This window comes from Microcystis sp. M20BS1, from assembly GCF_020245305.1.
In the GTDB taxonomy this organism is placed as follows: Bacteria; Cyanobacteriota; Cyanobacteriia; order Cyanobacteriales; family Microcystaceae; genus Microcystis; species Microcystis ichthyoblabe_A.
Window position 1 is genome coordinate 72,384 of record NZ_JADBUZ010000155.1, and the last position, 20,341, is coordinate 92,724.

Consider the following 20,341-nt stretch of genomic DNA (forward strand, 5'->3'; position numbering starts at 1 on the left):
TAGACAAGCAAGGGAGTTAGACTAGGGATGTCCCCCGAAGTTCAACCCTGTGAGATTATAAATAAAGCGAAACTCAAAAATGCCTTTATTGCTGTTGGGAGAAACTTAATAATGCGAGACGCGGTAACTAGCCTGATTAGAAAATACGATGTCACCGGACGTTATCTCGATCGAGATGCGATCGATAATCTTAAACAATATTTTGCCTCGGGAACTGCCCGTCTAGCTGCCGCCGCCCTCATTAACGCTAATTCGGCGGCGCTCGTGCGTGGGGCGGCGATTCGTCTATTTGAAGAAGTTCCCGAATTGATCCGCGCCGGGGGTAATGCCTACACCACCCGTCGTTATTCTGCCTGTCTGCGGGATATGGATTACTATCTCCGCTATGCCAGTTATGCGCTGGTGGCTGCCGATACTAATGTTCTAGATGAGCGGGTACTGCAAGGACTACGGGAAACCTATAATTCCCTCGGTGTTCCCATCGGTCCGACGGTGCGCGGTATCCAAATCATGAGCGAAATGATTCAAGCCATGGCTCTTGAGGCGAGTATTGCCGACACCTCTTTGATCGCTGAACCCTTTGATCATCTCACTCGTGAATTAAGCGAAGTGTCTATCTAAATTCAGTTATCAGTTATCGCTTATCAGTTTTGTTCGTTCAATCAATGAGTTGATTTTTTGCTTGCTAGAATTGAGTAAAGTCTTCCGTTGCTACGGTCAGATGACCGAGTTTCTTAGTGGATTCTTTTCATGAACAGCGAACAGTTATTGCTATCGAGATGGCGTGATTTGCCGCCAGACAAACAGAGAGAGGTCTTAGATTTTACCGAATTTCTAGCCACACGTCTCTTGTCGTCGCCGGAATCAGAAGCTAGTCCGAACTTGTCCGCATCGCCAGAAAACCCTCAAACTCCCGATCGCCGCTGCCAGTCGATTCCCGCTTTGATCGAGGCAGTCAGACAACGCTATCGGGAATTACCCAATGATGTGGAATGGCTAGACAGTACGGTATTGATTCGCCAAGAGCGAGACGGGCGATGACAAATGCTTTTAGATGCGTTGTCGATGCCGTCGGCGATCGAGCCATTGTTGTAAAATAATCGCCGCCGCTTCCCGATCGATCGCTCCCTTATCCCAAGAGGAAAACTGTTTTTTGGCTTTTAAGAATTCTTCCGCCTCTAGGGACGTGCAACGCTCATCAATGTATTCGAGGGGCAAATCCAAGGCGATCGCTAGTTTCTGGGCGTATTTTTGTACCTGTTTGGCCTGAAATCCTAACTCTCCGGCCATGGTATAGGGCAGTCCCGCCACCAAAATCTTAATATTTCTTTCCTTGACAATTGCCTTAAACTGTGCTGCATCGGCAACAAAGGAAGAACGGATAATCGTAGTCAAACCAGTGGCGATTAAACCTGTACCGTCACATCCTGCCACTCCTACCCGTTTTTTGCCGATATCTAAGCCCAGGGCGGCGACCCTTTCCATTACACTGGATGCCCCTGATCCGGGGGTTCCGAGGGGGGTTTAGCGGGGGGAAGTTCTCCCGGACTGTCGAGGGAGTCTAGGGGGGGATTATTGGGCCATTTTAACCAAGACATCCGACTAGGGATGGGAGTTCGTGGCACCGATTGTAAACCCTGGAGCATTTCTGCTAAGGCGGAATTTTCCGGCTTAGTTTCGCGAATTTTGTGCCATACCGAGCGCGACATCATCAGGGTGTGGGAACTGCGGATCGCTCCCAATTGTTCCAGATATTCCCGTCTTTCGTGCTGATAATCGGCAGATATCAACTCTAGCGAGCGAGGGGGATACTTGCGAGTGATCTGGGCCATCTGGATTAATAACTTAGGATAGAGCCAAGTGTAGGCGGGATGGACAATTAATTTCGCTTGATGGGGTCGCTCATCCCGATTAGATAGAATTAATTCAAAATAACCGATCGCCGCTTTTCGTTGCGGTTCAAAAACGTAACCGCGACTAATTTGCGGACCGCCGCACCAACTCTGACAGCGACCGAACAAACTATCAACTAAACTGATTTTAAAATCCTGGATATGGCGATCAAATACCTGACGCAGTAGCGGCGGCATAGACACACAATCTAACTGATAAAGCAATTGAGCGTCAGCATTGCTCACAGGCAGTAAATTCGGTAAATCTGCCTCTTGTTTGCTCAATTCCTGTAATAATTGCGGCGGTAAAGACCAATAGGTTAATTCTGCCAAAGGCTGAAAACCGTGTTGCCGGAAAAGTGCCAAACTGTCCTTTTGATTGATATTAACCTCTAACACCCAGGTGCGGGCTTCCCAAACCGTTTCTAGACAATAACGCAGTAATTGCGCCCCGATGCCCTTGGGTTCGCCTAAAGACTCCCCTGGATGCACCCGCACCTGTTCCACCCGCCAAGTGCTGCGACTACTATTAAAAGGAGTGACTTGGATAGCCCCGCGAATTTTCCCTTCTTCTCCCTGATTAGCCAAGGACTCGGCCACATAGACATGAAAACGGTGTTGGAGAGGATTGGGAAAAAAACTGAGAATTTTAAACAACCCAAACCAAGGCCGCACCTGCTGCACCTGGGTGCGGAAATTTTGGGCGCGACGATCAATATCCTCATCGAAGTCATCCAGGGTTAAAGCTTCAATGTCTTCCAAATCCCGATACTGTACGGGACGGATTGGGCGATCGCTGAAATCGTCCCCTTGGGGAACAGGAGAAGTGGTCATGGCTCTGGGGTAAATATCGTCTATGCACCTATCTTACCGCAGAATCTAGAGGCACTTCCCCACCAATAACAATTTCTGACGGCTCAAGGAGACTGCCACAGAAAGGACACCTCGATGAGCATCTGGGGTTTTTTAGTCCAAATTTCCAATCATGAGAATTCGATGCTACAATAACGGACGGTTAATCAGTCCGAATTTGCAGTAAAAGTCTTTGAGTCAATCTGTAGATACCACTAACACCCTAGACACTCTAGCTCAAGAACTGGCCGCCATTCAGCAGACCGGTTCTAAGCGCGTCGCTTTATTGGGTTCCCGTCACGTTCCCATCACCCACCAGCAATTGATCGAAATGATGGCCTATGCCCTCGTGCTGGCGGGCAATCGGATTATGACCTCCGGGGCGGCGGGAACCAATTCCGCCGTCATTAAGGGGGCAATGCGGGCAGATCCTAATCTGTTAACCGTGATCTTACCCCAAAGTCTCGATCGCCAGCCCCTGGAATCCCAAGAACAACTTCAGCAGGTTATCCATCTGGTGGAATGTCCCGAAAATGACCATCTATCCCTAGGGGAAGCCAGCAGCCTCTGTAATCGCGAGATTATCAATCGTTGTCAACAGTTAATCTGTTTTGCTTTCCACGACAGTCAGACTCTTTTGCAAACCTGCGCGGAAGCAGAAGATCAACGCAAGCTAGTTACCCTATTTTATTTTGACTAAATTCAGCGATGAATCTCTCCGTCAGTGCCATTCTTCTCTATTCGATAGTGGCTGCCGCTATCTCTGTCTATCTACCTTTTCTGCTGGTGGCCTACGCTAGAGCTAAGGTGGGTTACAATACCTCCGCTCCCCGGGCCATGTTCGATCAACTCCCATACTACGCCAAACGAGCAACTTGGGCCCATCAAAATGGTTTTGAAACCTTTATGATCTATAGTGCCGCCGCTCTCATGGCCTACGTCACAGGAGTCTCCTCATCCCTAGCTGCTAACTGTGCGATCGCTTTTGTGATCCTCCGGCTTCTATTTTCCCTTTTTTATATCATTAATATCCCGATCGCTCGTTCCCTGATGTTCGGTCTCGGTTCTCTCTGTACTTATACTCTCTTTGGGTTAAGTTTAATCAAGATTCAGTAGAATTACCCAAACCAGATGCAGGAGAGTCGAAAAACGCTATAGTTCGGGAGCGGTAAAGAATTTGCTTAACCCAAACTATAGTTAATTGTGTTACTGATAAACCGGTAATTTGGGATTATCTACTGATAACAAACCGGTTAAAAGTGAGGCGGGTTTTTGACTATAGGGCCAGGCAAAAGCATGGCGAAAAGCCGCATCTTGACAAGCTTGTAATTGTCGGAAATCGATCACATCTAGGGTGAGTAAATTCTCGTACTCGAAGGGCAGCCGGACATTGTGTAAACCAGCATTATCGGTACAGATAGCAATATCAACCCCCGCTTCAAAACAGCGATCAAAGACTATCTTTAATTGCGATAAACTTTCGAGGGTGCCAGTTTTTAAATAGGTGGTGGGACAGACTTCTAAACATTGATGACGACGGGCAACTTCCGGCAGCAATTCTGGGTATTGTAGGGGAATTTGAATACCGTGACCAATTCTTTGCAGATAGGGCAGTAATTGGGGATAACAACCGTTCTTTGTTTCATAAAGATGACCGGTGGTATTTAAACCCTCTTCCCTGGCATGACTGTATAAACCAGCAAATTCCTCTAGTCGAGTTTGGTAGTAGGAATCACCTCCAGCAATATCGATCGCACAGACGTATTCTCTCATCTCTAGGGCCAGATCAACGATCGCTTTGTTGACTTCGTAGGGAAGTCGCGAGTGCATACAGAGAATTTGACTGGTAATAATCGGATATTCGCTCATTTTCGAGGCTTGACCAACGATCTCGACAATTGATCGCATTTGCTCGATTCGCTCTGTCTGGTTCAAATGTTCGTCGGTGCGATAGTAGGGAGTATAGCGCAATTCTAAATAGGCAAGATTCTCGAAGATATAAGCACCGCGAATCAGACGATAGATAAAATAGGGCAAAGTTTGGGCGGTTTGGACACTTTCGACAAGGGTGTGTAATTCTAAATACTCATCTAAACTATTGCGTTCGCGGGTGTAAAATTCCTCAAAAGCGGGATATTCTGGGAATTTATCCGCTAAATCCCGCTCATGTCTGTGAAAGTAGCGCCAGAGAATTCTCGGTACTACCGATCCCCCTAAATGCCGATGCAAATCCGCGTATAAAGCCACAACTCCGCTGCTCCTTAGTCTCTCAAATGTTCCTTAAATATAACGAAGTTTTACAATTGTTTGACAATTGCTCGCAAATAGTATCAGTACCTAGTCGGTGAACAGTGTGGGGTGTGGGGTGTAGGGTGTAGGGTGTAGGGTGTGGGGTGTGGGGTGTGGGGTGTGGGGAGTTTTCTCAGTGAACTGATAACTGATCACTGATCACTGATCACTGCTTAATGATTTGATAGCATGAAGGAAAACCTATAGAGGGTAAAGCGGTATGAGTAACTATAAAGATTCTTCTTCCATGCGCTATTTCTTGGCAGGATTAAAACCCTTTGCCCAACCTTTATTTTGGCTGCCCCTAGGAATATTTTCCTTAGCTCTCATTGCTTTCTCGATATATCAACAGAATCCTGAATGGTTGGGTTCGGTATTCGATACCCCAGGAAAGTCCTTGGAGGAACGCGAAATCGAGAGCAACAAGATTACCGATACTCCTCTCCCCACTGCCGTACCACTGCCGGCCATTCCTGCCAATAATAATACCGCTCGCCCGGGGAGACCGGCCTCGACGCAGCCTTTTGAGCCTTTAAATACTAATCCCAATGACAACCAGAAACCCTCTTTATTCGCTCCGTTAATGCCGCCAGTCAAGCCAAATCCAGTACCGAATGCTAGTAAAGGTCTGCAACCGATTCAAGTGCAACCGATTAGTGGCAACACTAGCAATTATCCTTTACAGAGAGAAATCGAAAATCGCTCGCGGACTGCTAACTTGAATAATTATTCTAATCTCAACCCTGGGGGCAACCCGAATCAAGTCGCCCCCCAGGGAAATTATTCCCCTTATCAACAAAATGTTCGGACCCTACCCTCCCGGAATAATGCCAACCCTAACCCCGTCCCTGGCTCTAGCAACCAATCCAACTATTATCAACCCCCCATATATCAGGCCCCCGTTTACGGCAATCAACCCAACGTCACTGGTTATCCCAATCAGGGAATACCGCCCAACAATAATGGCATCCCCAATCAAGTTCCCCCTCAAAGTATTAACCGGGGTTTCTCCATCCAACAACCGATTAATACCCGGTCTTCTGGTTACTAGAAGGACTTAGATAGGGATTGCTGAATAAATCTAAAAACCTTGTTGGATAATATTTTTAGACTTTTTTGAAATCAAAAAGTACCAGCGATTGGAGTGATTGGGGGGAAAATTCAGGGACTTTTTCCCTGAAAATTAGGTAATTGACCGCCTGAAAATGGGTAAAACCCTACACCCCACACCCCACACCCCACACCCTACCCCCACCAACAAACTTTTTGCCGCAAACCCTAGATAGGAGCTTGCAGGAAGTCTAATAAAATCGGATTAACTATTTCTGGGGCCTCGTCCTGGGGACAGTGGCCTAAGCCAGCTAAGGGGATAAACTTTTTTACTGTCGGGAATCGTGCTAATTCTTGGCCCAAGGGCAAGGGTTCCCAGGGATCCTCGCTACCCCAAAGCAGAATGGCTGGACAGGGGAGAATCGGCAGTAGATCTTCCGGGAGTGGGCCACCAGAATAACCGGTAAAAGCGAGGAAAACCTCGATCGCTCCTGGATCTCTGGCGGGTTTTAAGATTATTTCCACTAATTCCTCCGTTACAGCTTCTGATCGCCGATAAGCTTGCAGGAGAATTTTACGCACTGTCTGGGGTTTAGCGATCTGTTGGAAGAAAAAAGCCCCAATTGCTTTATTTTTGAGAATTATTTGGGCAATATCCGCTCCTAAACGACGATACCAGGGTAATTCCCCCCGTTTTCTTTCGTGAAGTAGTCTGAGGGAACAATTAATCGCCGCCACCCCAAGGACAAAATCGGGATGATCGACGGCAGCCTGCATAATGGCGATGCAACCGATGGAATTCCCCGCCAAAAAAGCAGGACCCCCCACCACTTCCCGACAAAAATCGGCAATTTGCGCCCCCCAAGTCTCGAAAGTGTAATCGATCTCGTTTTTCGGTTCGGGTTTGTCGGAACCGCCAAAACCAATTAAATCTAGGGCAAAACAGCGACATTTTTCGCCTAAAACAGGGATATTTTTCCGCCAATGTCCCCAAGATGCCCCAAATCCATGCACAAGCACGATCGCGGGTCCTGTCTCCCCCGCACTTTGATAGGTGATTTTGAATCCCCGCCAATGCCAGATTTTTGGTTGTGTCTCTAATCCTAGAATTTGCTGCATACTTTGTTGTGTCTGTAAAGTATTTGTTGCTTTTCTTAATATATACTGTCAGGTTAAGTGGCGGCTTGGCTGGTGGTCTGGGGATGAGGTTTAAAGACTGATCGGGTTCCAATTATTTTTATTAATAAATATTTTACACACTTGATACTGGGTAAGCAAGAGGCTACGGCACTACTAACAGATCATTTCCTCTAAAAAAATGGAGAATCACGTTTTTATCCATGACTACAATGCACAGTAAAGCAAAGGATTAAGCCTCCATCACTACTACCGAATCACCACCCATCAAGAGTAAGACTGATTCTGTATTCTGTGCTAAGTACCTAAGCAAAATTAATTACACATTTCGATAAAGCTTTTGCCTCTTGCCTATTGCCTCTTGCCTGTCTTCACTAGGAAATTTATTTTGCATGACTACTTACCGTTTGAATTGGGAATTACTGTCTAGAATTTGGTATCGACGACTGGCGACTGGCTCCCCAAAACGAAAACTGGCTCTTCGGGACTTGGTATGGTTCGATATGGGGGCATAAATCGACTAAATCCTTATCTGGCAAGGGATTTAATTGATTAGTTCGCTCTAGATCGCAAACAATTGACAAAAATCGCGGTAATGTCTGTCTCTATAAGGGTTTCATTCTTTATAACCCCCATCCATTGCATAACACAAACCGAAGAGCCCGAAAACTTTATACCTCGCCCTTGAGATGACTGTTATAAGTTATGTTGAGAAATGTGTAGAGTTGGAGCAAATCCTTGATGGGAACCTAAGGTCTTGTGATAACTTGTATAGGAGTTATCGACAAGACCCCATCAGCTAGACAGACCCTTCCAGTTTCTCTATGTTTCATCCTAACCAATCGGAAACCCGCGAAGATATCCGTGAGTATGTGGCTCAACTACAACTTCACATGGCTTTACAAGCTCGTAATCTCGTGCCTAGTCTGACTAATACTAGAGATAGTCGCGAGAAACTGCTGCAGGATACCCAGGCGACTATTGAAAAAATCGTTTCTCGTCATTTCTAGTTGACCGATTTTAGCATAGTCACTTGAGCCACAGGACAGGCAATACAGGTGCCACAATTGCCACTGCGATTGTTTGATAACAGTATTGACTAGAGCTTTCAGTTTTTGGGTAGTCATCATTTTTGCTCCTTTTTTGCCTGATTCTGGACAGGTTACTTTAACAACAGCAGACAGTTAACAAATAGGATATTTTCCCTTTGTCAAGTTAAGGAAGTTACAGTGAGTTGGATGCTATCTCGATTATTGCCATAGGCGATGATCACATCGTTAGCAAAGCAGTAAAGCCGTCCTGTTTTTGGGGCTATAAACTGTTTATTTGTGCCGATGAGGAAGAAACTATCTTGAGCTTTATCAATTGAACCAATCAGTGAAAACCAAGGTGAATTAGGCATTCGTCGTAGTCCTTCAGATAGTTTCAGCAAGAAATTAGGACTTTCATAACCATCAGCATTAGAGGTAATTGTCCAGTCTGTCCATTGACCTGTTGCTTGAAAATGATATTCTTGTCCAGCGACGAGATTAATTCCCGTATCGTTCCAGATTAGTTTTGAGTCTATGGTTATAGGGAGATTTGTGTTTTGCATTGCAAGCAGGGAACGTAACCCAAGCCAAATCTTAAATTTTTTTTCCAGAGATAAAGAATCAGGAATCGTCACTGCACCTTCAGTATTATCAGTATTAAAAGCATTGGCTTGTTCACAGGTATCTTTATCTGCTAATGATTGATCAGCTAATTTAGTGATCGCTTCCAGATCACTTACTTTTATTTTTTTCTCTAAGGTTAACTGACTTTGACGAGTCGAGTCTAATTGCCTAGAACTGACAGGATAGAGAAAGAGGACATCTTTTGGCTCATTATCTGCCACTAAAAGGCGAGTTACTTCTAATTTTGGACAGGGGACTTTAACTACTGCGAGTGTTGATAGATTCTCAGCCTTAATTTGGGCGATTGGGAAAATCAAGCTGAGAAAAAGAGTCAAGCTGAGTCCTAATAATAGTTGAAAAAGGTGATCAACGGTGTAGGTTTTCATAATTTATTGTCTCCTAGGAGATTGGGAATTTTTTATTTCAAAAAGCCTGCCACTGCTGACGACTCAGAAAGAAACCGTGTCCACCGGGATTACCACACATTAATCCCGTTCTTTGTGAGATACATTTAAAGCCTGAATGTTGCCAAGTTTTTCCATAAGAAAGGATGTTATTAGTACCGGCAATGGTATCACTTATACAAAGAACTTCTGGTTTACCTTGTTGAGGGAGCAGAAAACCAGCTCCCCAATCAAATTGACAATAATTAGGATAAGGTTGAGGGGGTAGAGGATTTAACATACTTTGGATCTCGCACCGTAGCATATTATTATCTTTCCCAATTAGAGCGCAATAAATGTTACCACTTGGCATCACAAAGCTAGGGGGATTTTGAGCGTTAAGTTCACTGGATAGGACGCTTATGACACAGGCGCTCAAAGATAAACAGACAGGGATGCTAACTTGATTTGTTAGAGTTTCAATCATGTTACTAATGTTGTTAGGAGTTGAGCAATACCTGATCAAGTTCAGAATCTAGTTTGCTAGTTTGATAAGGTGGACGACCATAACCCATAATCGTGCTTCCCTGATGGTTTACTCGTTTAACCTGATTATCAACATTCCCTCGAATCGCAACAATTGAACCATCAGAATTCACTTTTTCGACAATGCCAACGCTATCAGGCGACCGATCATTTCCCCAGTCAAAGAAGACGATATCCCCAATTTGAGGAGTTGTATGCCACCATCCATGTTCTTCAAACCATTTTTTTGCGTGGGGATGATAGGCAAACCCTTTATCTGTGGTAATTTCTAACGGTAAACCCGCATGATAAAAGCAATAAGAAACAAACATTGCTGCCCAAGGAACATGATTCATACCATACCAATCATTGTATTTAGTTTGGTTAGAACCTGAAGGGGTTTCTTTTGTACCTATTTGATCAATGGCAATTTGTAAAACGTCTTGTGGAGTCGTCATAATTTTAGTTTCTTCCTAAATAGCTTGAATTTTGAGGTTAATTCAAGCTTTTAAAGATGAGGTATGGCTTAATTTTTCTGTTTAATCCCATACCTCATCCACATCTAGTAATCATTTAGTCGGTTGTGATGGGTGCTTCCCATGCCGCATCCCACGAGATCGGTCCAATAATGCCATCAACTGTTAGACCTTTTTGTTTTTGGAATTGTTTTAGGACATTCTCATCTCGCTCCTTGAAGACACCATCAGCCTCAAGATTCCAACCTCGGTGAATCATTTTTCGTTGCCACTGCAAGACATCATCTCCTCGCATATAAGGGCTAGTTAGAGCAATGAAACGTTCCCAAACTGGATGTTCCTCTTGATCAGGGGGGACTAGACCATGATAAGGAGGACGACCATAACCTAAAATCCCTTTTTTCTGAGTTTTACGGCAAACTTCGCCACCGTTAGAGTCACCAAAATCATCAGAGGTATTCCCTTCAATAGCAACAATTGAACCGTCAGAATTAACTTTTTCAACTATACCGACATGATCGGATACACCATCACCTCCCCAATCATAAAAAACAACATCACCCACTTGAGGATCTGTATGCCACCATCCTTTATTTCTAAACCATTTCACTCCATAAGGACAATAAGCAAACCCTTTAGGTGTAGTAATGGGTAAAGGTAAGCCCGCATTGTAAAAGCAATAGGAAACAAACATGGCACACCAAGGCTGATAATCCATACCATACCAAATACCAAATTTATTATGGTTAGAATTTTTTGGGTTTTCTTTGTAGCCAATTTCCCGGGCTGCAATTTGAAGAACTTGTTGTGCGGTAGTCATAGTGATATTCCTCGATAAAGTAAAGGTAAATTGGCAGTTTTCTAGGTTAAGATGGGCTAAAACAAGCGTTTAACCTGGCCATTCCCCCCCAATTGTTGAAATGTTTTTCGGCTTCGGTGTTAATCTCAGAAAGCGATCGCGGCTTACCGTTGCCCGAGCCAGGAAAAACGACATACATAATACCGCTACTCACACCACCTGTTCGGGGACTGGAAGGAATGCCCAACGCTTCAGCAAGGGCAATTGAACCCTCGCCAATTTTGTTGGATGGACCAACATCTGCATAAATCCCATTGACAATCTTGCCGTTTTTACCATTAAAAACCACGGCAAAATCCCCCAGTTTTGCCCCGGCACTGCCACCACCGGGGAGAACAATATAGGGTATCCGAGTAGAATCAACATAGCGACTGGGATCAGTTTTTGCCTTAGTTCCATCCTGTAAAGCTGTCATAGAGACAAAATAACCTTGATAGGGTCCAGAGGGTTGCTCATAAGCTCGATTAGGATTTTGAGGGTCAGGGACAAGAATATTCTTCCACCAAGACGTATTTGGATAACCGGCATTTTTTAGATCATCTAAGCCAATATTGTCGGGGTGATAAGCATTAGGCGCACCATCGGCATCAATACTCATTTTTGATTGATAGAAAAAAGCGGTTTGTCCTGCAATTTGCCAAACAGAATGACCGCCAATTTCAAAGAGTTTCGTTCTTGGTTCACAGCTTATGGAAGAAGCTTCAATTTCTAAAGTAATTTTTTCACTGGCAACAGAATGATTATCTTGATCAAATCCTCTCGCTTCAATTTGACGTTTACCGTTGTCAGTAAAACGATAAGAGACTGACCAATTGCCATTAGAAACTGAGCTATTACCGAAGTGCCACTTATTTTCTGCCCATAACTCAATCCGAACAATTTCATGACTTGCAGTGCCTTTAAAATTAACGTTATCTGTTATGGCAAGTGTGGCATTATTACTGGGTTGATTAATTTTGATAACCATTAATTTGATCCTCAGTTAAGTAAAAAGTAAAGTGAAGGCGACATTTTTGAGGCAGCGAAGTGCTAAACAGAGACTATTTCTTTCTTTCTCAAAGCACCAAGCTCTTGCTCAAGCATCATTTGAATTTCGGGAATAGCGGGTTTATAAGGGGGATTAAGATTCAGGTCTGTCCAGCGATTTTTAACACTTTCATGCAAATTGCTAACATCCCCTTCAAACTGACGAGGTGCTGTTCCCGCTACATTAAATGGCCATTTTGACGTATTATCAAAACGCGCACTACAATTGGGATGAACTTCATGTTGAATATAACTTTTATCTAAGACCAAACCCAAGGTTTCGACTTGTTCCATCATCCACAATAAAGCTCCATCGGATAGGCCAGATTCTTCCTGAGAACCTCCACCAACACAACCATGACCCCCCGGAAACCAAACTTGAACCACTTGTTCTTTTTGTTGTCTGATCTGGGTAGAATGGGGACGCATTAGCGTTACATCAAAGACTTTACGAATTTCATCAATGGCAACTGCATGAAACGCCTTTTCAATTGTAGGATTGATGGTCGAATCATAAAAGCGATAACGTTCGTTGAACTTTTCATCCAAGTGCAGAGAATGAACGATATCAGGGATACCTAAAGAAGCAACCGTATCCCAACAGCATAAGGCTTTAATGGGAACTCGTCGTCCATACTGATTACGGAAATCAATGGCATTTTTACCGTTAGGTGCGTTATTTTGGTCTTGTTTGTCTCGGTAAATTTCGTAGGCTTTGGGAATTTGTCGGATAAATTCTCGATACAACAAACCGCAATTATAAATTAACCCAGCTAAACAGCGTACAGTGTAAGCTCCCCGACTAAACCCAAAGAGATAAATTTCATCTTCAGGTTGATAGTTTAAGCACAGAAAACGATAGGCATCCTCAATCTTATGATCCATGCCAATGCCTAAAGCACCTCCAGTAATTTTAATTAAAGTATCAGTCATCTCGGCATTAGATTGTTTTGTCCCAATGCCTTCGTCATAGTAGATGATTTGACGGATGGGGTTGCCCTTACTATCATCAAGTGGCGTGATAGCTTGCACCATTTTGACGACATTGGTAGGATAAGCTTGTCCTAAATCTTGCCAAGTTCCATCACAACAAACAATAAGACGGCTTTTCATAGCGATGAACCTCCTAGGTTTCTTAAAACTCGCCAGTTTATGGAATATTTGAGGATTCTAGTGAATCATGACTCAAAATTATCGAGATTTTCCTTAAGGTAAAATTCCCGCAAGACCCAACCGAGACAAAGAAAGTTCTAACTCTGTTCGGAAATGATATAGATGAGTTAGATAGCCAGCTTGACTAGGTAAAATTAGGTGCGGTACTTATACTTACTACTCTAGATCGTCTATCAGAATTTACTGCCCCAAAGACGGCAAATTAACATATTTCTTTAGGTTTCTGTATATAAGTTTACAGAATATTGTTCAGCTATTTATTAATAAAAAAAGTTGAGTTTGATTGAAAACCATCCTAACACTTTAGCTCGCCAATCTGAACTTTAGCCGATTCTCGATCGCAATTTTAGCCCACCCTAGCACTTCGCTCTTTTCCCACAAGGATTTTTACCGAGAAAAATGATCTGTCTGCCTGAGAACAGGCTATAGTGATCATCAAACCCTCAGTGAAAAACTTCCCGTGTCTTCAGTATTCCGCCTTCCTCCCTATTTTTCCCCCGCTCTGCAGCGTCGAGTCATCAAAACTCTCGCCGCAAAAAAAACCCGTCAATTCTTGACATGGGCGGCAGCTTGTGCTAGTTTTTTAATCCTCTGGGCGTGGAATTGGCAGTTAGTTTTGGCCACTTTAACCGGGGTGGGGACGATGATTGGAGTTTACCATCTCCAGGGTCAAAACTGGCCATCGCTGTGGCTGTGGGGGCGTGCTTTTTTCAGTGCCGATAGCGGTAAGTTAACTTTAGCGGTAGTCTGTGGCGGTTTAGGCAGTTTAGCCACCTATCTCGCTGTGGCAATTTGGACCTATGCCGAAAATCGCTGGTTGGCCCTGGCCTCAATTTTGCAAGGATTTGGCACGGTTTTGACTTTAATCCTGCTAGGATGGCATTTTCTCGACCATCGCGGTGAAAATGAGTCAAAAAACTTCGATCGCTGGTTAGAAAAATTAACAGTCAATGATCCCTTAATGCGCTTAATGGCCGTCCGACGTTTAAGTGAAATGGAACTTTCCCCCAGTCGTCGAGAACAATGCCAAGAATACTTCCGCTATCTTCTCTCACGAGAAACCGATGCACAAGTGCGATCGGCTTTATTGGATAATTTTTCTGGCAAAGAAGCAATCAAACCGCAACCTTTACAAATACCCCTACAGGTGAAAAAATCCCTCTTGAAATATGATTAAAAAGCTCTCTGCTATTAGCAATCAGCCCTCAACTAAAGCTGACTGCTAGAGTCTGAGGAGGATATTTTTTTACACCAAAGTTAACTCGCGCTCCTCGATATTTTGGAACATCAGCGTACTCAGATAACGTTCTCCAAAACTAGGCTGAATCACCACAATTAATTTACCCTCATTTTCCGGTCGTTGGGCCAGTTGAATTGCGGCACAAAGATTGGCACCGGAAGAAATCCCCGAAAGTAAACCCTCTTCTTTTGCCAAACGACGACCAAATTGAAAAGCTTCCTCATCACTGACAGTAATTACCTCATCAATCAGATCTGTGCGTAAAACTTCTGGAATAAAACCCGCACCGATACCCTGAATTTTATGGGGACCGGGATTACCCCCGGAAATCACCGGACTATTGAAAGGTTCCACCGCGACTACTTGAAAACTAGGTTTACGAGATTTAATCACTTCAGCGACTCCCGTAATCGTGCCTCCAGTACCCACACCCGCAACAATAAAATCTACCTGTCCGTCGGTGTCTTGCCAAATTTCCTCAGCAGTGGTGAGACGGTGAATTTCTGGGTTAGAAGGGTTGCGAAATTGTTGCAACATATAAGCCCCGGGGATACTATCGACAATTTGCTGCGCGCGTAAAATTGCCCCTTTCATGCCTTGGGAACCGGGGGTAAGTTCTAGGGTAGCACCGTAGGCTTTTAACATCGCCCGGCGCTCTAAACTCATCGTTTCCGGCATAGTTAAAATCAAGCGATAACCCTTAGCTGCCGCAGTCATCGCGAGGGCAATTCCCGTATTGCCAGAGGTGGGTTCCACTAAAACCGTGGTTTCTGGATTGATTAAACCCGCTTTTTCGGCGCTATTAATCATGTGAGTGCCAATGCGGTCTTTGACGGAAGCAGCGGGATTCATCCCTTCTAATTTCATCACAATTCGGCCAAGACAGCCCTCCGCTTGGGGAATCCGATTCAATTGTACTAAAGGTGTGCGGCCAACCAATTCGGTGACATCGTGAGCGATACGCATGATATTTTCTCAGTCTGGGTGATTCGTGTGCTTAGTTATAGCGGTAAGTTCTCAGCTTTAGCGTTTGAGAATTTCCTCACTAGCCAAGGAGGCGCTATATAGCTCACTTATAGCAAAGGCCAGCCCTAGATCGGCAAAATTTCCATTTTCCTTTGTTTCTTTAATCAGTCCGCCTAGCTTGAGAGGATGTCCTATAAAATCTAGATATGATAGGAATGGGATTTTTCTGACAAACTGAAGGTTTTCCCACTGGTGAAAGAGGCTAATCCGTCTTATTTAACCCCTGAAGAACAAGCTTTATCCCTAGAGCAACGTCTGGCTTTTCTCAAGTTACCATTGATTGAGTGCAGGCGTATCCTTGAAGGGCAGGCTGAGTCTATGCTTGACCACTATCAGCAGGATTCTGAATGGCAGCAGTTAATGTCAGGTGATAGCATCAGCTACTAACTTTTAAATTCTGAAAAGTAGGTTACTTTGCTATGGCTAACTCACTAAAATATGCTGAGATACTATCCAAATTTTTGAGAAAAAAGCGATAATTCAACCTCGCTGATTACTGATAACTGATAAGTAGTCGGACATAAATTCTGTTGTCTATCTTGAGAAATGTAAATTGCCGCAATTCTTACTGACTACTGACTCCTGACTACTATCTCCTGAATCCCGTCTCCTGAATCCTATCTCCTAACCCAATGGTAGATGTTGGATTTTTGCAGGAGTTCTATTTTTCAACAAAGATAAGCAACCATTATATATTGACTCCAAAAACTTGAGAATATTTAAATTAACATTCCGCAATATTTATAAATTCTTAAGAATTAATTGAGAAAGATTTTTAGGTTCTTCGTTACTTGGTATGATTCGATATGGGGGCATAAATCGACTAAATCCTTATCTGGTAAGAGATTTAATTGATTAGTTCGCTCTAGATCAAAAACAATTGACAAAAATCGCCAAATGCCTTTCTACATAAGGGTTCCATCCCTTATATCCCCCGTCCATTGCATAACACAAACCGAAGAGCCGATTTTTATTTAACAACGATTTTACAATGGTTACAGCGATTTGATAGAATTTCATAGTGGGTTATTGTGTGCTTTTTTGAACAGCAATGGTTGAAACCCTTGCCACACCTACAAGGTAATCCTAATTAAGACGGGTAAATCAGTCAATTTCACCCACAACGATGATCTTCTTTTTGTGTAGTTTTATTGCAAAAAAAAAGTTTTTTTGACAAAAAGCACAAAGTATGATAAGTACTCAACCTATTTCTGGCTGCCAGTAGTTATTGCAGAGTGGGAGTTGGGAAGCTTTTCCAGTAATCAGTGGACTGAAAACGCAAATCTGACAACTGATGACCCTCTTTTCTTTCCTCTGGCATCAAAATGGTTTCCCAACGCAAGGTGACAGCCATCATAATTTGGTTGGCAATCTTACCGATGTCGTTTTTGAACGCGCTGCCCTGAGATCAGCGCTCGACAAAAGCTCACGCCGAGCTCCGAACGGTGCGTTCATCCGGCGATGACTGGGTTTTTTAAGCGGTTGCTTACCCGGCCCCCTATTCTTAAGAGCATACATCATATAAAGTCGCCCTAAAAGAGCGAGGCTTTAAACCCAATTTTTCGGTAAGTTTTGACGAAATATTGGGCGAGGGTGTGTAAATCCGATGTGAATCCCTAGTCAGGGAGAATAATGTAAAGATTTATTAAATTGTAGCGTAGGATACTGTGCGGGGGGTAGAGTGTATTTTTGTTTTCAATAGTTAGGGAGAGATTAAGTTAAGATTTGTGACAAGATCGAGACAAACCAGAATTAATAGTTCCAGTGGTTCAGGGAGATGAACTGATTAGCAAGGGGGACGTTAGCAGTTTCGAGATTGGCGATTGCCTTGACAATTGCCTTGAAGCCCATATTTTTTAAGAGGTTAGCGTTACGGTAAACCGCGAATATCCGCGAATGGCTGGGATTCGCTTGGTCCAACTCTTCAAAGTCATCGCAGTTATGAGTTAGCAGAATCCGATTTTCCTGTATGGCATAGTCAAGTACGACATTATCTGTGCAGCCAGCCAAACCAATTTCATTGATCGTCAGCACGTCATGACCAGCAGCCGTAAGTAACTTAACCAGAAGTTGGGCTTGCGAGTCCTCATCAAGCAATAATCTTAGACTCAACACTAATCCCCTTTGCTTCCAGACGGTGGCGTTCTTCTTCTGCTTCTTGCTTGAGTAGCTGCTGATTCCTCTCGCAATAGTCAATTGCTTCATAGATAGCAGCCAGAGATAACTCCCAATTAAGGGCTGCTTCTTGAGGAGTCATGTCATTGACAATCATATCTGACCAGACATCAAAAGCTTTCAGCCTCCTACCTTTAAAACAAAGCTGTTGTCGCCAGGAATGAGGACGTTTCTCTAAATACTGCCATTGAGTTTTCGCTACGTTGGTAGTCATGCTGATGCCTTGATGAAAGCTGGTATCCCTAGTTTATCCGATTAAAACAGGGGAAACCACCTGAGACTCCTTCCCCTGTGAATCCCTAGTCAGGGAGAAGAATGTAAAGATTTATTAAATTGTAGCGTAGGATACTTTTCGGGGGGGGTAGTGTGTATTATTGTTGTTTTCAATCGCCTTTGGGGTTGGGCTGTCACTTGACCCACGTTACCAGACGGGCGTTCAAACTAATGGATAAATAATAATTTACTAGCCATGAAATTAGAGCAATTAGCGACCATTAAAGATCCAACACCCATCGATCAATTGGACGAAGCACAACTGAAAGAATTGCAAAATGCTCTCTTTCGTTTAGGTTATCCAGTCCGAACAATTGATGGATTAATCGGTCCCAGAACTCGCACAGCGTGGGCTGAATTTAAAACTGATATTTTTCAAGGAAATCCCAACCTAATCGGACCAGGTTCTATTGCAACGCTTCAAAAGAAAATGGACGAAATTGGGAAAGGGAAGGTACATAACTTTTCCACTAAGCAAGGAACAATTGAAGCAATTAAATCGGAATGTAAAACTCAAGGTATTGGACTCAAAACTCAAATTGCTTATGTACTGGCAACAACACAATGGGAAACCGCCCAAACTTTTCAACCCGTGCGGGAAGCTTTTTGGCTAAATGAGGATTGGCGACGACGCAACCTTAGATACCATCCATATTACGGACGTGGATATGTACAATTAACATGGAAAACAAATTACCAAAAATACGGTGGCATTTTGGGTATTGATTTGGTAAATAAGCCCGATCTAGCTATGAATCAAAACGTTGCGTTATTTGTCCTTGTGCATGGATTTAAAACAGGAGCGTTTACTGGGAGGAAAATTACTGACTATATCAATAATCACCAGACTGATTTTTTAAATGCTCGTCGCTGTATTAATGGAACAGATAAAATGCTTCAAATTGCCAATTTAGCAAAGAAATTTTTAACTATTCTTTGAAGACTAAACTGAAAATGAGAAATAGAGAGGTTAAATCCATGAAAAAAACTGCTACATTTTTTCAGGACGATAGTGGCAAACCGTCACCAAGCAGATTGTTAAGTTTTACTTTGCTGCTTGCTGCCATTGGTACTGGATTTATAACCTTTAATTTGAAATCAAAAGAAGCAGGAGTAAACATTACCTATAGTTTGATTGCTGCTGCTTTTGGAACAAAGGGTTTTAATAAATTTCTGACTCGGCAAGATTCTCAAGAGGCTTTACAGAATCTACCTTTTTTTAGGTCATAATCAACAATTTATCGTGTTAATTAAATCAGGCATCGATATACGCCTGAAATGACTAATGAGAAAGAAAAAATATTCTTCCACAAAATTCATGGGTTTTATTTCATTCTTGGCTAGTCTTTATTTTGGGTCATGGGAACTTAAGCTTGAATGTGAAAATTTAAACACAGATTGTCTGCTTAATTTAGCTACAAAGCCTTCGGAGAAAATAATTATTTTAGAAGCTTTTTTAGTTCTGGGATTTATCTGCTTCATTATTCCCAGTATTTTTCAACTTCTTCCAAAGCGTCAAAAAGTTAATTGTTGATTGATTAAATATGAGGTTTTAAGCAATGTCAAATGGAGAAAAAGGAGAAAAAGGGTTGAACGCCATTTGGAATCAATTGTTACGGTTTCTTGGGGAACCGTTGCAAGAAGATAATGGTAATTATTCTGCAATGAGACTAATGGGTCTTTTAGCACTAGGGGCTTCGATTTATTTTGGTACACTCCTTTTTTCTAAAAGCAACCAGCAGCAAGCAATTTTTAAGGAATCTGTAGACATCATTAAACAATCTAACCCACTGTCAGCAGAAAAGAAAGCCTTACTGGAAAAAATTATAGATTCTCAAAATTCAACATTAGCAACGCAAGAACAAAATGACTTCTCTGAAGAATTTTGGATTGTCTTAAGCTTTTTGAGCTTCGGTTTTGGAGGAAAATTTGTTCAAAAAATAGTAGAGCCTAAAGAAGGGAGAGATTTTACTGAAAAGGATAAAGATATGCAAATAAATACACCAGTTAAAGAAACCTCTTCTGATGCCTTAACATCAACTAAGGAGATAAAAGAAGAATCATCATCTAAAGAGGAGGAAGATGCAAAAAAGTCGATGGTTCAGTCTCTAGAGTAGATGAATTTTCTAAAAACTTAGAAACAGGAGAAAATATATCAATGTTCACACAAGAAACTGACATTTTTGAAGAACTTGCCCAACAGACAGGAGAAATGTACCCTGAGATTGAACCAACTGCGGTTGAGGTTGAAGATACCTTACCAATAACAACTAGAGAAACTGACATTTTTGAAGAACTTGCCCAACAGAC

At 43.0% G+C, this 20,341-nt stretch carries 25 protein-coding genes; 11 read left to right on the forward strand and 14 right to left on the reverse strand.

Translation table 11 applies throughout. The features are described from left to right. The first annotated feature begins 27 nt into the window (after positions 1–27). Positions 28–621, forward strand: a complete 594-nt coding sequence (gene apcB / locus IM507_RS15740; RefSeq protein ID WP_287637318.1) for an allophycocyanin subunit beta — start codon at positions 28–30, stop codon at positions 619–621. Between the two features lie 129 nt (positions 622–750). Continuing rightward, a complete protein-coding gene (locus tag IM507_RS15745; RefSeq protein ID WP_002733243.1) occupies positions 751–1,041 on the forward strand; it encodes a hypothetical protein in 291 nt (96 codons plus the stop codon). 9 nt (positions 1,042–1,050) lie between these two features. Here IM507_RS15745 and ruvX read toward each other — a convergent pair whose 3' ends face one another. Both ruvX and IM507_RS15755 read right to left on the reverse strand, forming a co-directional pair. Then, a complete protein-coding gene (gene ruvX, locus IM507_RS15750; protein ID WP_287637319.1) occupies positions 1,051–1,485 on the reverse strand; it encodes a Holliday junction resolvase RuvX in 435 nt (144 codons plus the stop codon). Continuing rightward, positions 1,485–2,726: a GNAT family N-acetyltransferase gene (locus IM507_RS15755; RefSeq protein ID WP_002732511.1), complete on the reverse strand. Its 1,242-nt coding sequence runs from the start codon at positions 2,724–2,726 to the stop codon at positions 1,485–1,487. Before IM507_RS15755 ends, ruvX begins: the two co-directional genes overlap by 1 nt. Before the next feature lie 211 nt (positions 2,727–2,937). Here IM507_RS15755 and IM507_RS15760 point away from each other — a divergent pair, with 211 nt between their 5' ends. Both IM507_RS15760 and IM507_RS15765 read left to right on the forward strand, forming a co-directional pair. After that, positions 2,938–3,444, forward strand: a complete 507-nt coding sequence (locus tag IM507_RS15760) for a hypothetical protein (RefSeq protein WP_002731881.1) — start codon at positions 2,938–2,940, stop codon at positions 3,442–3,444. Positions 3,445–3,452: 8 nt separating this feature from the next. Further along, positions 3,453–3,860 (forward strand): MAPEG family protein, encoded by a 408-nt coding sequence (locus IM507_RS15765; RefSeq protein WP_002734719.1) that lies wholly within the window; start codon positions 3,453–3,455, stop codon positions 3,858–3,860. Positions 3,861–3,950: 90 nt separating this feature from the next. Here the strand turns inward: IM507_RS15765 and IM507_RS15770 are convergent, their stop codons facing one another. Beyond that, positions 3,951–4,991 (reverse strand): adenosine deaminase, encoded by a 1,041-nt coding sequence (locus tag IM507_RS15770; protein ID WP_002733386.1) that lies wholly within the window; start codon positions 4,989–4,991, stop codon positions 3,951–3,953. A gap of 262 nt (positions 4,992–5,253) precedes the next feature. Here IM507_RS15770 and IM507_RS15775 point away from each other — a divergent pair, with 262 nt between their 5' ends. Continuing rightward, positions 5,254–6,084: a hypothetical protein gene (locus IM507_RS15775; RefSeq protein WP_002734938.1), complete on the forward strand. Its 831-nt coding sequence runs from the start codon at positions 5,254–5,256 to the stop codon at positions 6,082–6,084. 227 nt (positions 6,085–6,311) lie between these two features. On the opposite strand, the gene IM507_RS15780 is transcribed toward IM507_RS15775, so the two are convergent. After that, complete coding sequence (locus IM507_RS15780; protein ID WP_002732474.1) at positions 6,312–7,202, reverse strand: alpha/beta fold hydrolase; 891 nt, start codon at positions 7,200–7,202, stop codon at positions 6,312–6,314. An 842-nt stretch (positions 7,203–8,044) separates the two neighbouring features. On the opposite strand from IM507_RS15780, the gene IM507_RS15785 reads away from it, so the two are divergent. Next, positions 8,045–8,230, forward strand: a complete 186-nt coding sequence (locus tag IM507_RS15785; protein ID WP_002731861.1) for a hypothetical protein — start codon at positions 8,045–8,047, stop codon at positions 8,228–8,230. Between the two features lie 200 nt (positions 8,231–8,430). On the opposite strand, the gene IM507_RS15790 is transcribed toward IM507_RS15785, so the two are convergent. The 6 genes from IM507_RS15790 to IM507_RS15815 all read right to left on the reverse strand — a co-directional run bounded on the left by IM507_RS15790 (position 8,431) and on the right by IM507_RS15815 (position 13,257). Then, complete coding sequence (locus tag IM507_RS15790) at positions 8,431–9,261, reverse strand: hypothetical protein (RefSeq protein WP_259679067.1); 831 nt, start codon at positions 9,259–9,261, stop codon at positions 8,431–8,433. 37 nt (positions 9,262–9,298) lie between these two features. Then, complete coding sequence (locus tag IM507_RS23570; RefSeq protein ID WP_002794146.1) at positions 9,299–9,745, reverse strand: DUF6636 domain-containing protein; 447 nt, start codon at positions 9,743–9,745, stop codon at positions 9,299–9,301. A 13-nt stretch (positions 9,746–9,758) separates the two neighbouring features. Continuing rightward, entirely contained in the window at positions 9,759–10,241 is a 483-nt protein-coding gene (locus IM507_RS15800; RefSeq protein ID WP_002794147.1) for a CHAP domain-containing protein, read from the reverse strand. A gap of 115 nt (positions 10,242–10,356) precedes the next feature. Next, positions 10,357–11,079 (reverse strand): CHAP domain-containing protein, encoded by a 723-nt coding sequence (locus IM507_RS15805; RefSeq protein WP_002794149.1) that lies wholly within the window; start codon positions 11,077–11,079, stop codon positions 10,357–10,359. A gap of 46 nt (positions 11,080–11,125) precedes the next feature. Then, entirely contained in the window at positions 11,126–12,085 is a 960-nt protein-coding gene (locus tag IM507_RS15810) for a glycoside hydrolase family 75 protein (RefSeq protein WP_069474062.1), read from the reverse strand. Between the two features lie 62 nt (positions 12,086–12,147). Continuing rightward, positions 12,148–13,257: a DUF2235 domain-containing protein gene (locus IM507_RS15815; protein WP_069474061.1), complete on the reverse strand. Its 1,110-nt coding sequence runs from the start codon at positions 13,255–13,257 to the stop codon at positions 12,148–12,150. Positions 13,258–13,777: 520 nt separating this feature from the next. Here IM507_RS15815 and IM507_RS15820 point away from each other — a divergent pair. Beyond that, entirely contained in the window at positions 13,778–14,494 is a 717-nt protein-coding gene (locus IM507_RS15820; protein WP_123230876.1) for a hypothetical protein, read from the forward strand. A 69-nt stretch (positions 14,495–14,563) separates the two neighbouring features. On the opposite strand, the gene cysK is transcribed toward IM507_RS15820, so the two are convergent. Continuing rightward, complete coding sequence (gene cysK, locus IM507_RS15825; RefSeq protein ID WP_002734500.1) at positions 14,564–15,523, reverse strand: cysteine synthase A; 960 nt, start codon at positions 15,521–15,523, stop codon at positions 14,564–14,566. A gap of 252 nt (positions 15,524–15,775) precedes the next feature. On the opposite strand from cysK, the gene IM507_RS15830 reads away from it, so the two are divergent. Beyond that, on the forward strand, positions 15,776–15,970 hold the full coding sequence (locus IM507_RS15830; RefSeq protein ID WP_002753616.1) for a hypothetical protein: 195 nt from the start codon (positions 15,776–15,778) through the stop codon (positions 15,968–15,970). Positions 15,971–16,808: 838 nt separating this feature from the next. Here IM507_RS15830 and IM507_RS15835 read toward each other — a convergent pair. The 3 genes from IM507_RS15835 to IM507_RS15845 form a co-directional block, all read right to left on the reverse strand. Next, positions 16,809–16,937, reverse strand: a complete 129-nt coding sequence (locus IM507_RS15835; protein ID WP_256380573.1) for a hypothetical protein — start codon at positions 16,935–16,937, stop codon at positions 16,809–16,811. A gap of 398 nt (positions 16,938–17,335) precedes the next feature. Then, positions 17,336–17,698, reverse strand: a complete 363-nt coding sequence (locus tag IM507_RS15840; protein WP_123230877.1) for a DUF5615 family PIN-like protein — start codon at positions 17,696–17,698, stop codon at positions 17,336–17,338. Then, a complete protein-coding gene (locus tag IM507_RS15845; protein WP_287637324.1) occupies positions 17,673–17,972 on the reverse strand; it encodes a hypothetical protein in 300 nt (99 codons plus the stop codon). The genes IM507_RS15840 and IM507_RS15845 overlap by 26 nt, the downstream gene beginning before the upstream one ends. A 255-nt stretch (positions 17,973–18,227) precedes the next feature. On the opposite strand from IM507_RS15845, the gene IM507_RS15850 reads away from it, so the two are divergent. The 3 genes from IM507_RS15850 (at position 18,228) to IM507_RS15860 (ending at position 20,148) form a co-directional block, all read left to right on the forward strand. Then, positions 18,228–18,971: a glycoside hydrolase family 19 protein gene (locus IM507_RS15850; protein ID WP_069474057.1), complete on the forward strand. Its 744-nt coding sequence runs from the start codon at positions 18,228–18,230 to the stop codon at positions 18,969–18,971. 38 nt (positions 18,972–19,009) lie between these two features. Beyond that, entirely contained in the window at positions 19,010–19,261 is a 252-nt protein-coding gene (locus IM507_RS15855; RefSeq protein ID WP_024969443.1) for a hypothetical protein, read from the forward strand. A 329-nt stretch (positions 19,262–19,590) separates the two neighbouring features. Continuing rightward, on the forward strand, positions 19,591–20,148 hold the full coding sequence (locus tag IM507_RS15860) for a hypothetical protein (protein ID WP_024969441.1): 558 nt from the start codon (positions 19,591–19,593) through the stop codon (positions 20,146–20,148). Positions 20,149–20,341: the final 193 nt, after the last annotated feature.

Excerpts from the sequence above, each read along its gene's own strand:
- apcB (WP_287637318.1), top strand. The coding sequence starts at position 28 with ATGTCCCCCGAAGTTCAACCCTGTGAGATTATAAATAAAGCGAAACTC.
- IM507_RS15745 (WP_002733243.1), top strand. The coding sequence starts at position 751 with ATGAACAGCGAACAGTTATTGCTATCGAGATGGCGTGATTTGCCGCCA.
- ruvX (WP_287637319.1), bottom strand. The coding sequence starts at position 1,485 with ATGGAAAGGGTCGCCGCCCTGGGCTTAGATATCGGCAAAAAACGGGTA.
- IM507_RS15755 (WP_002732511.1), bottom strand. The coding sequence starts at position 2,726 with ATGACCACTTCTCCTGTTCCCCAAGGGGACGATTTCAGCGATCGCCCA.
- IM507_RS15765 (WP_002734719.1), top strand. The coding sequence starts at position 3,453 with ATGAATCTCTCCGTCAGTGCCATTCTTCTCTATTCGATAGTGGCTGCC.
- IM507_RS15775 (WP_002734938.1), top strand. The coding sequence starts at position 5,254 with ATGAGTAACTATAAAGATTCTTCTTCCATGCGCTATTTCTTGGCAGGA.
- IM507_RS15780 (WP_002732474.1), bottom strand. The coding sequence starts at position 7,202 with ATGCAGCAAATTCTAGGATTAGAGACACAACCAAAAATCTGGCATTGG.
- IM507_RS15785 (WP_002731861.1), top strand. The coding sequence starts at position 8,045 with ATGTTTCATCCTAACCAATCGGAAACCCGCGAAGATATCCGTGAGTAT.
- IM507_RS15790 (WP_259679067.1), bottom strand. The coding sequence starts at position 9,261 with ATGAAAACCTACACCGTTGATCACCTTTTTCAACTATTATTAGGACTC.
- IM507_RS23570 (WP_002794146.1), bottom strand. The coding sequence starts at position 9,745 with ATGATTGAAACTCTAACAAATCAAGTTAGCATCCCTGTCTGTTTATCT.
- IM507_RS15800 (WP_002794147.1), bottom strand. The coding sequence starts at position 10,241 with ATGACGACTCCACAAGACGTTTTACAAATTGCCATTGATCAAATAGGT.
- IM507_RS15805 (WP_002794149.1), bottom strand. The coding sequence starts at position 11,079 with ATGACTACCGCACAACAAGTTCTTCAAATTGCAGCCCGGGAAATTGGC.
- IM507_RS15810 (WP_069474062.1), bottom strand. The coding sequence starts at position 12,085 with ATGGTTATCAAAATTAATCAACCCAGTAATAATGCCACACTTGCCATA.
- IM507_RS15815 (WP_069474061.1), bottom strand. The coding sequence starts at position 13,257 with ATGAAAAGCCGTCTTATTGTTTGTTGTGATGGAACTTGGCAAGATTTA.
- cysK (WP_002734500.1), bottom strand. The coding sequence starts at position 15,523 with ATGCGTATCGCTCACGATGTCACCGAATTGGTTGGCCGCACACCTTTA.
- IM507_RS15835 (WP_256380573.1), bottom strand. The coding sequence starts at position 16,937 with ATGGCTGTCACCTTGCGTTGGGAAACCATTTTGATGCCAGAGGAAAGA.
- IM507_RS15845 (WP_287637324.1), bottom strand. The coding sequence starts at position 17,972 with ATGACTACCAACGTAGCGAAAACTCAATGGCAGTATTTAGAGAAACGT.
- IM507_RS15850 (WP_069474057.1), top strand. The coding sequence starts at position 18,228 with ATGAAATTAGAGCAATTAGCGACCATTAAAGATCCAACACCCATCGAT.
- IM507_RS15855 (WP_024969443.1), top strand. The coding sequence starts at position 19,010 with ATGAAAAAAACTGCTACATTTTTTCAGGACGATAGTGGCAAACCGTCA.
- IM507_RS15860 (WP_024969441.1), top strand. The coding sequence starts at position 19,591 with ATGTCAAATGGAGAAAAAGGAGAAAAAGGGTTGAACGCCATTTGGAAT.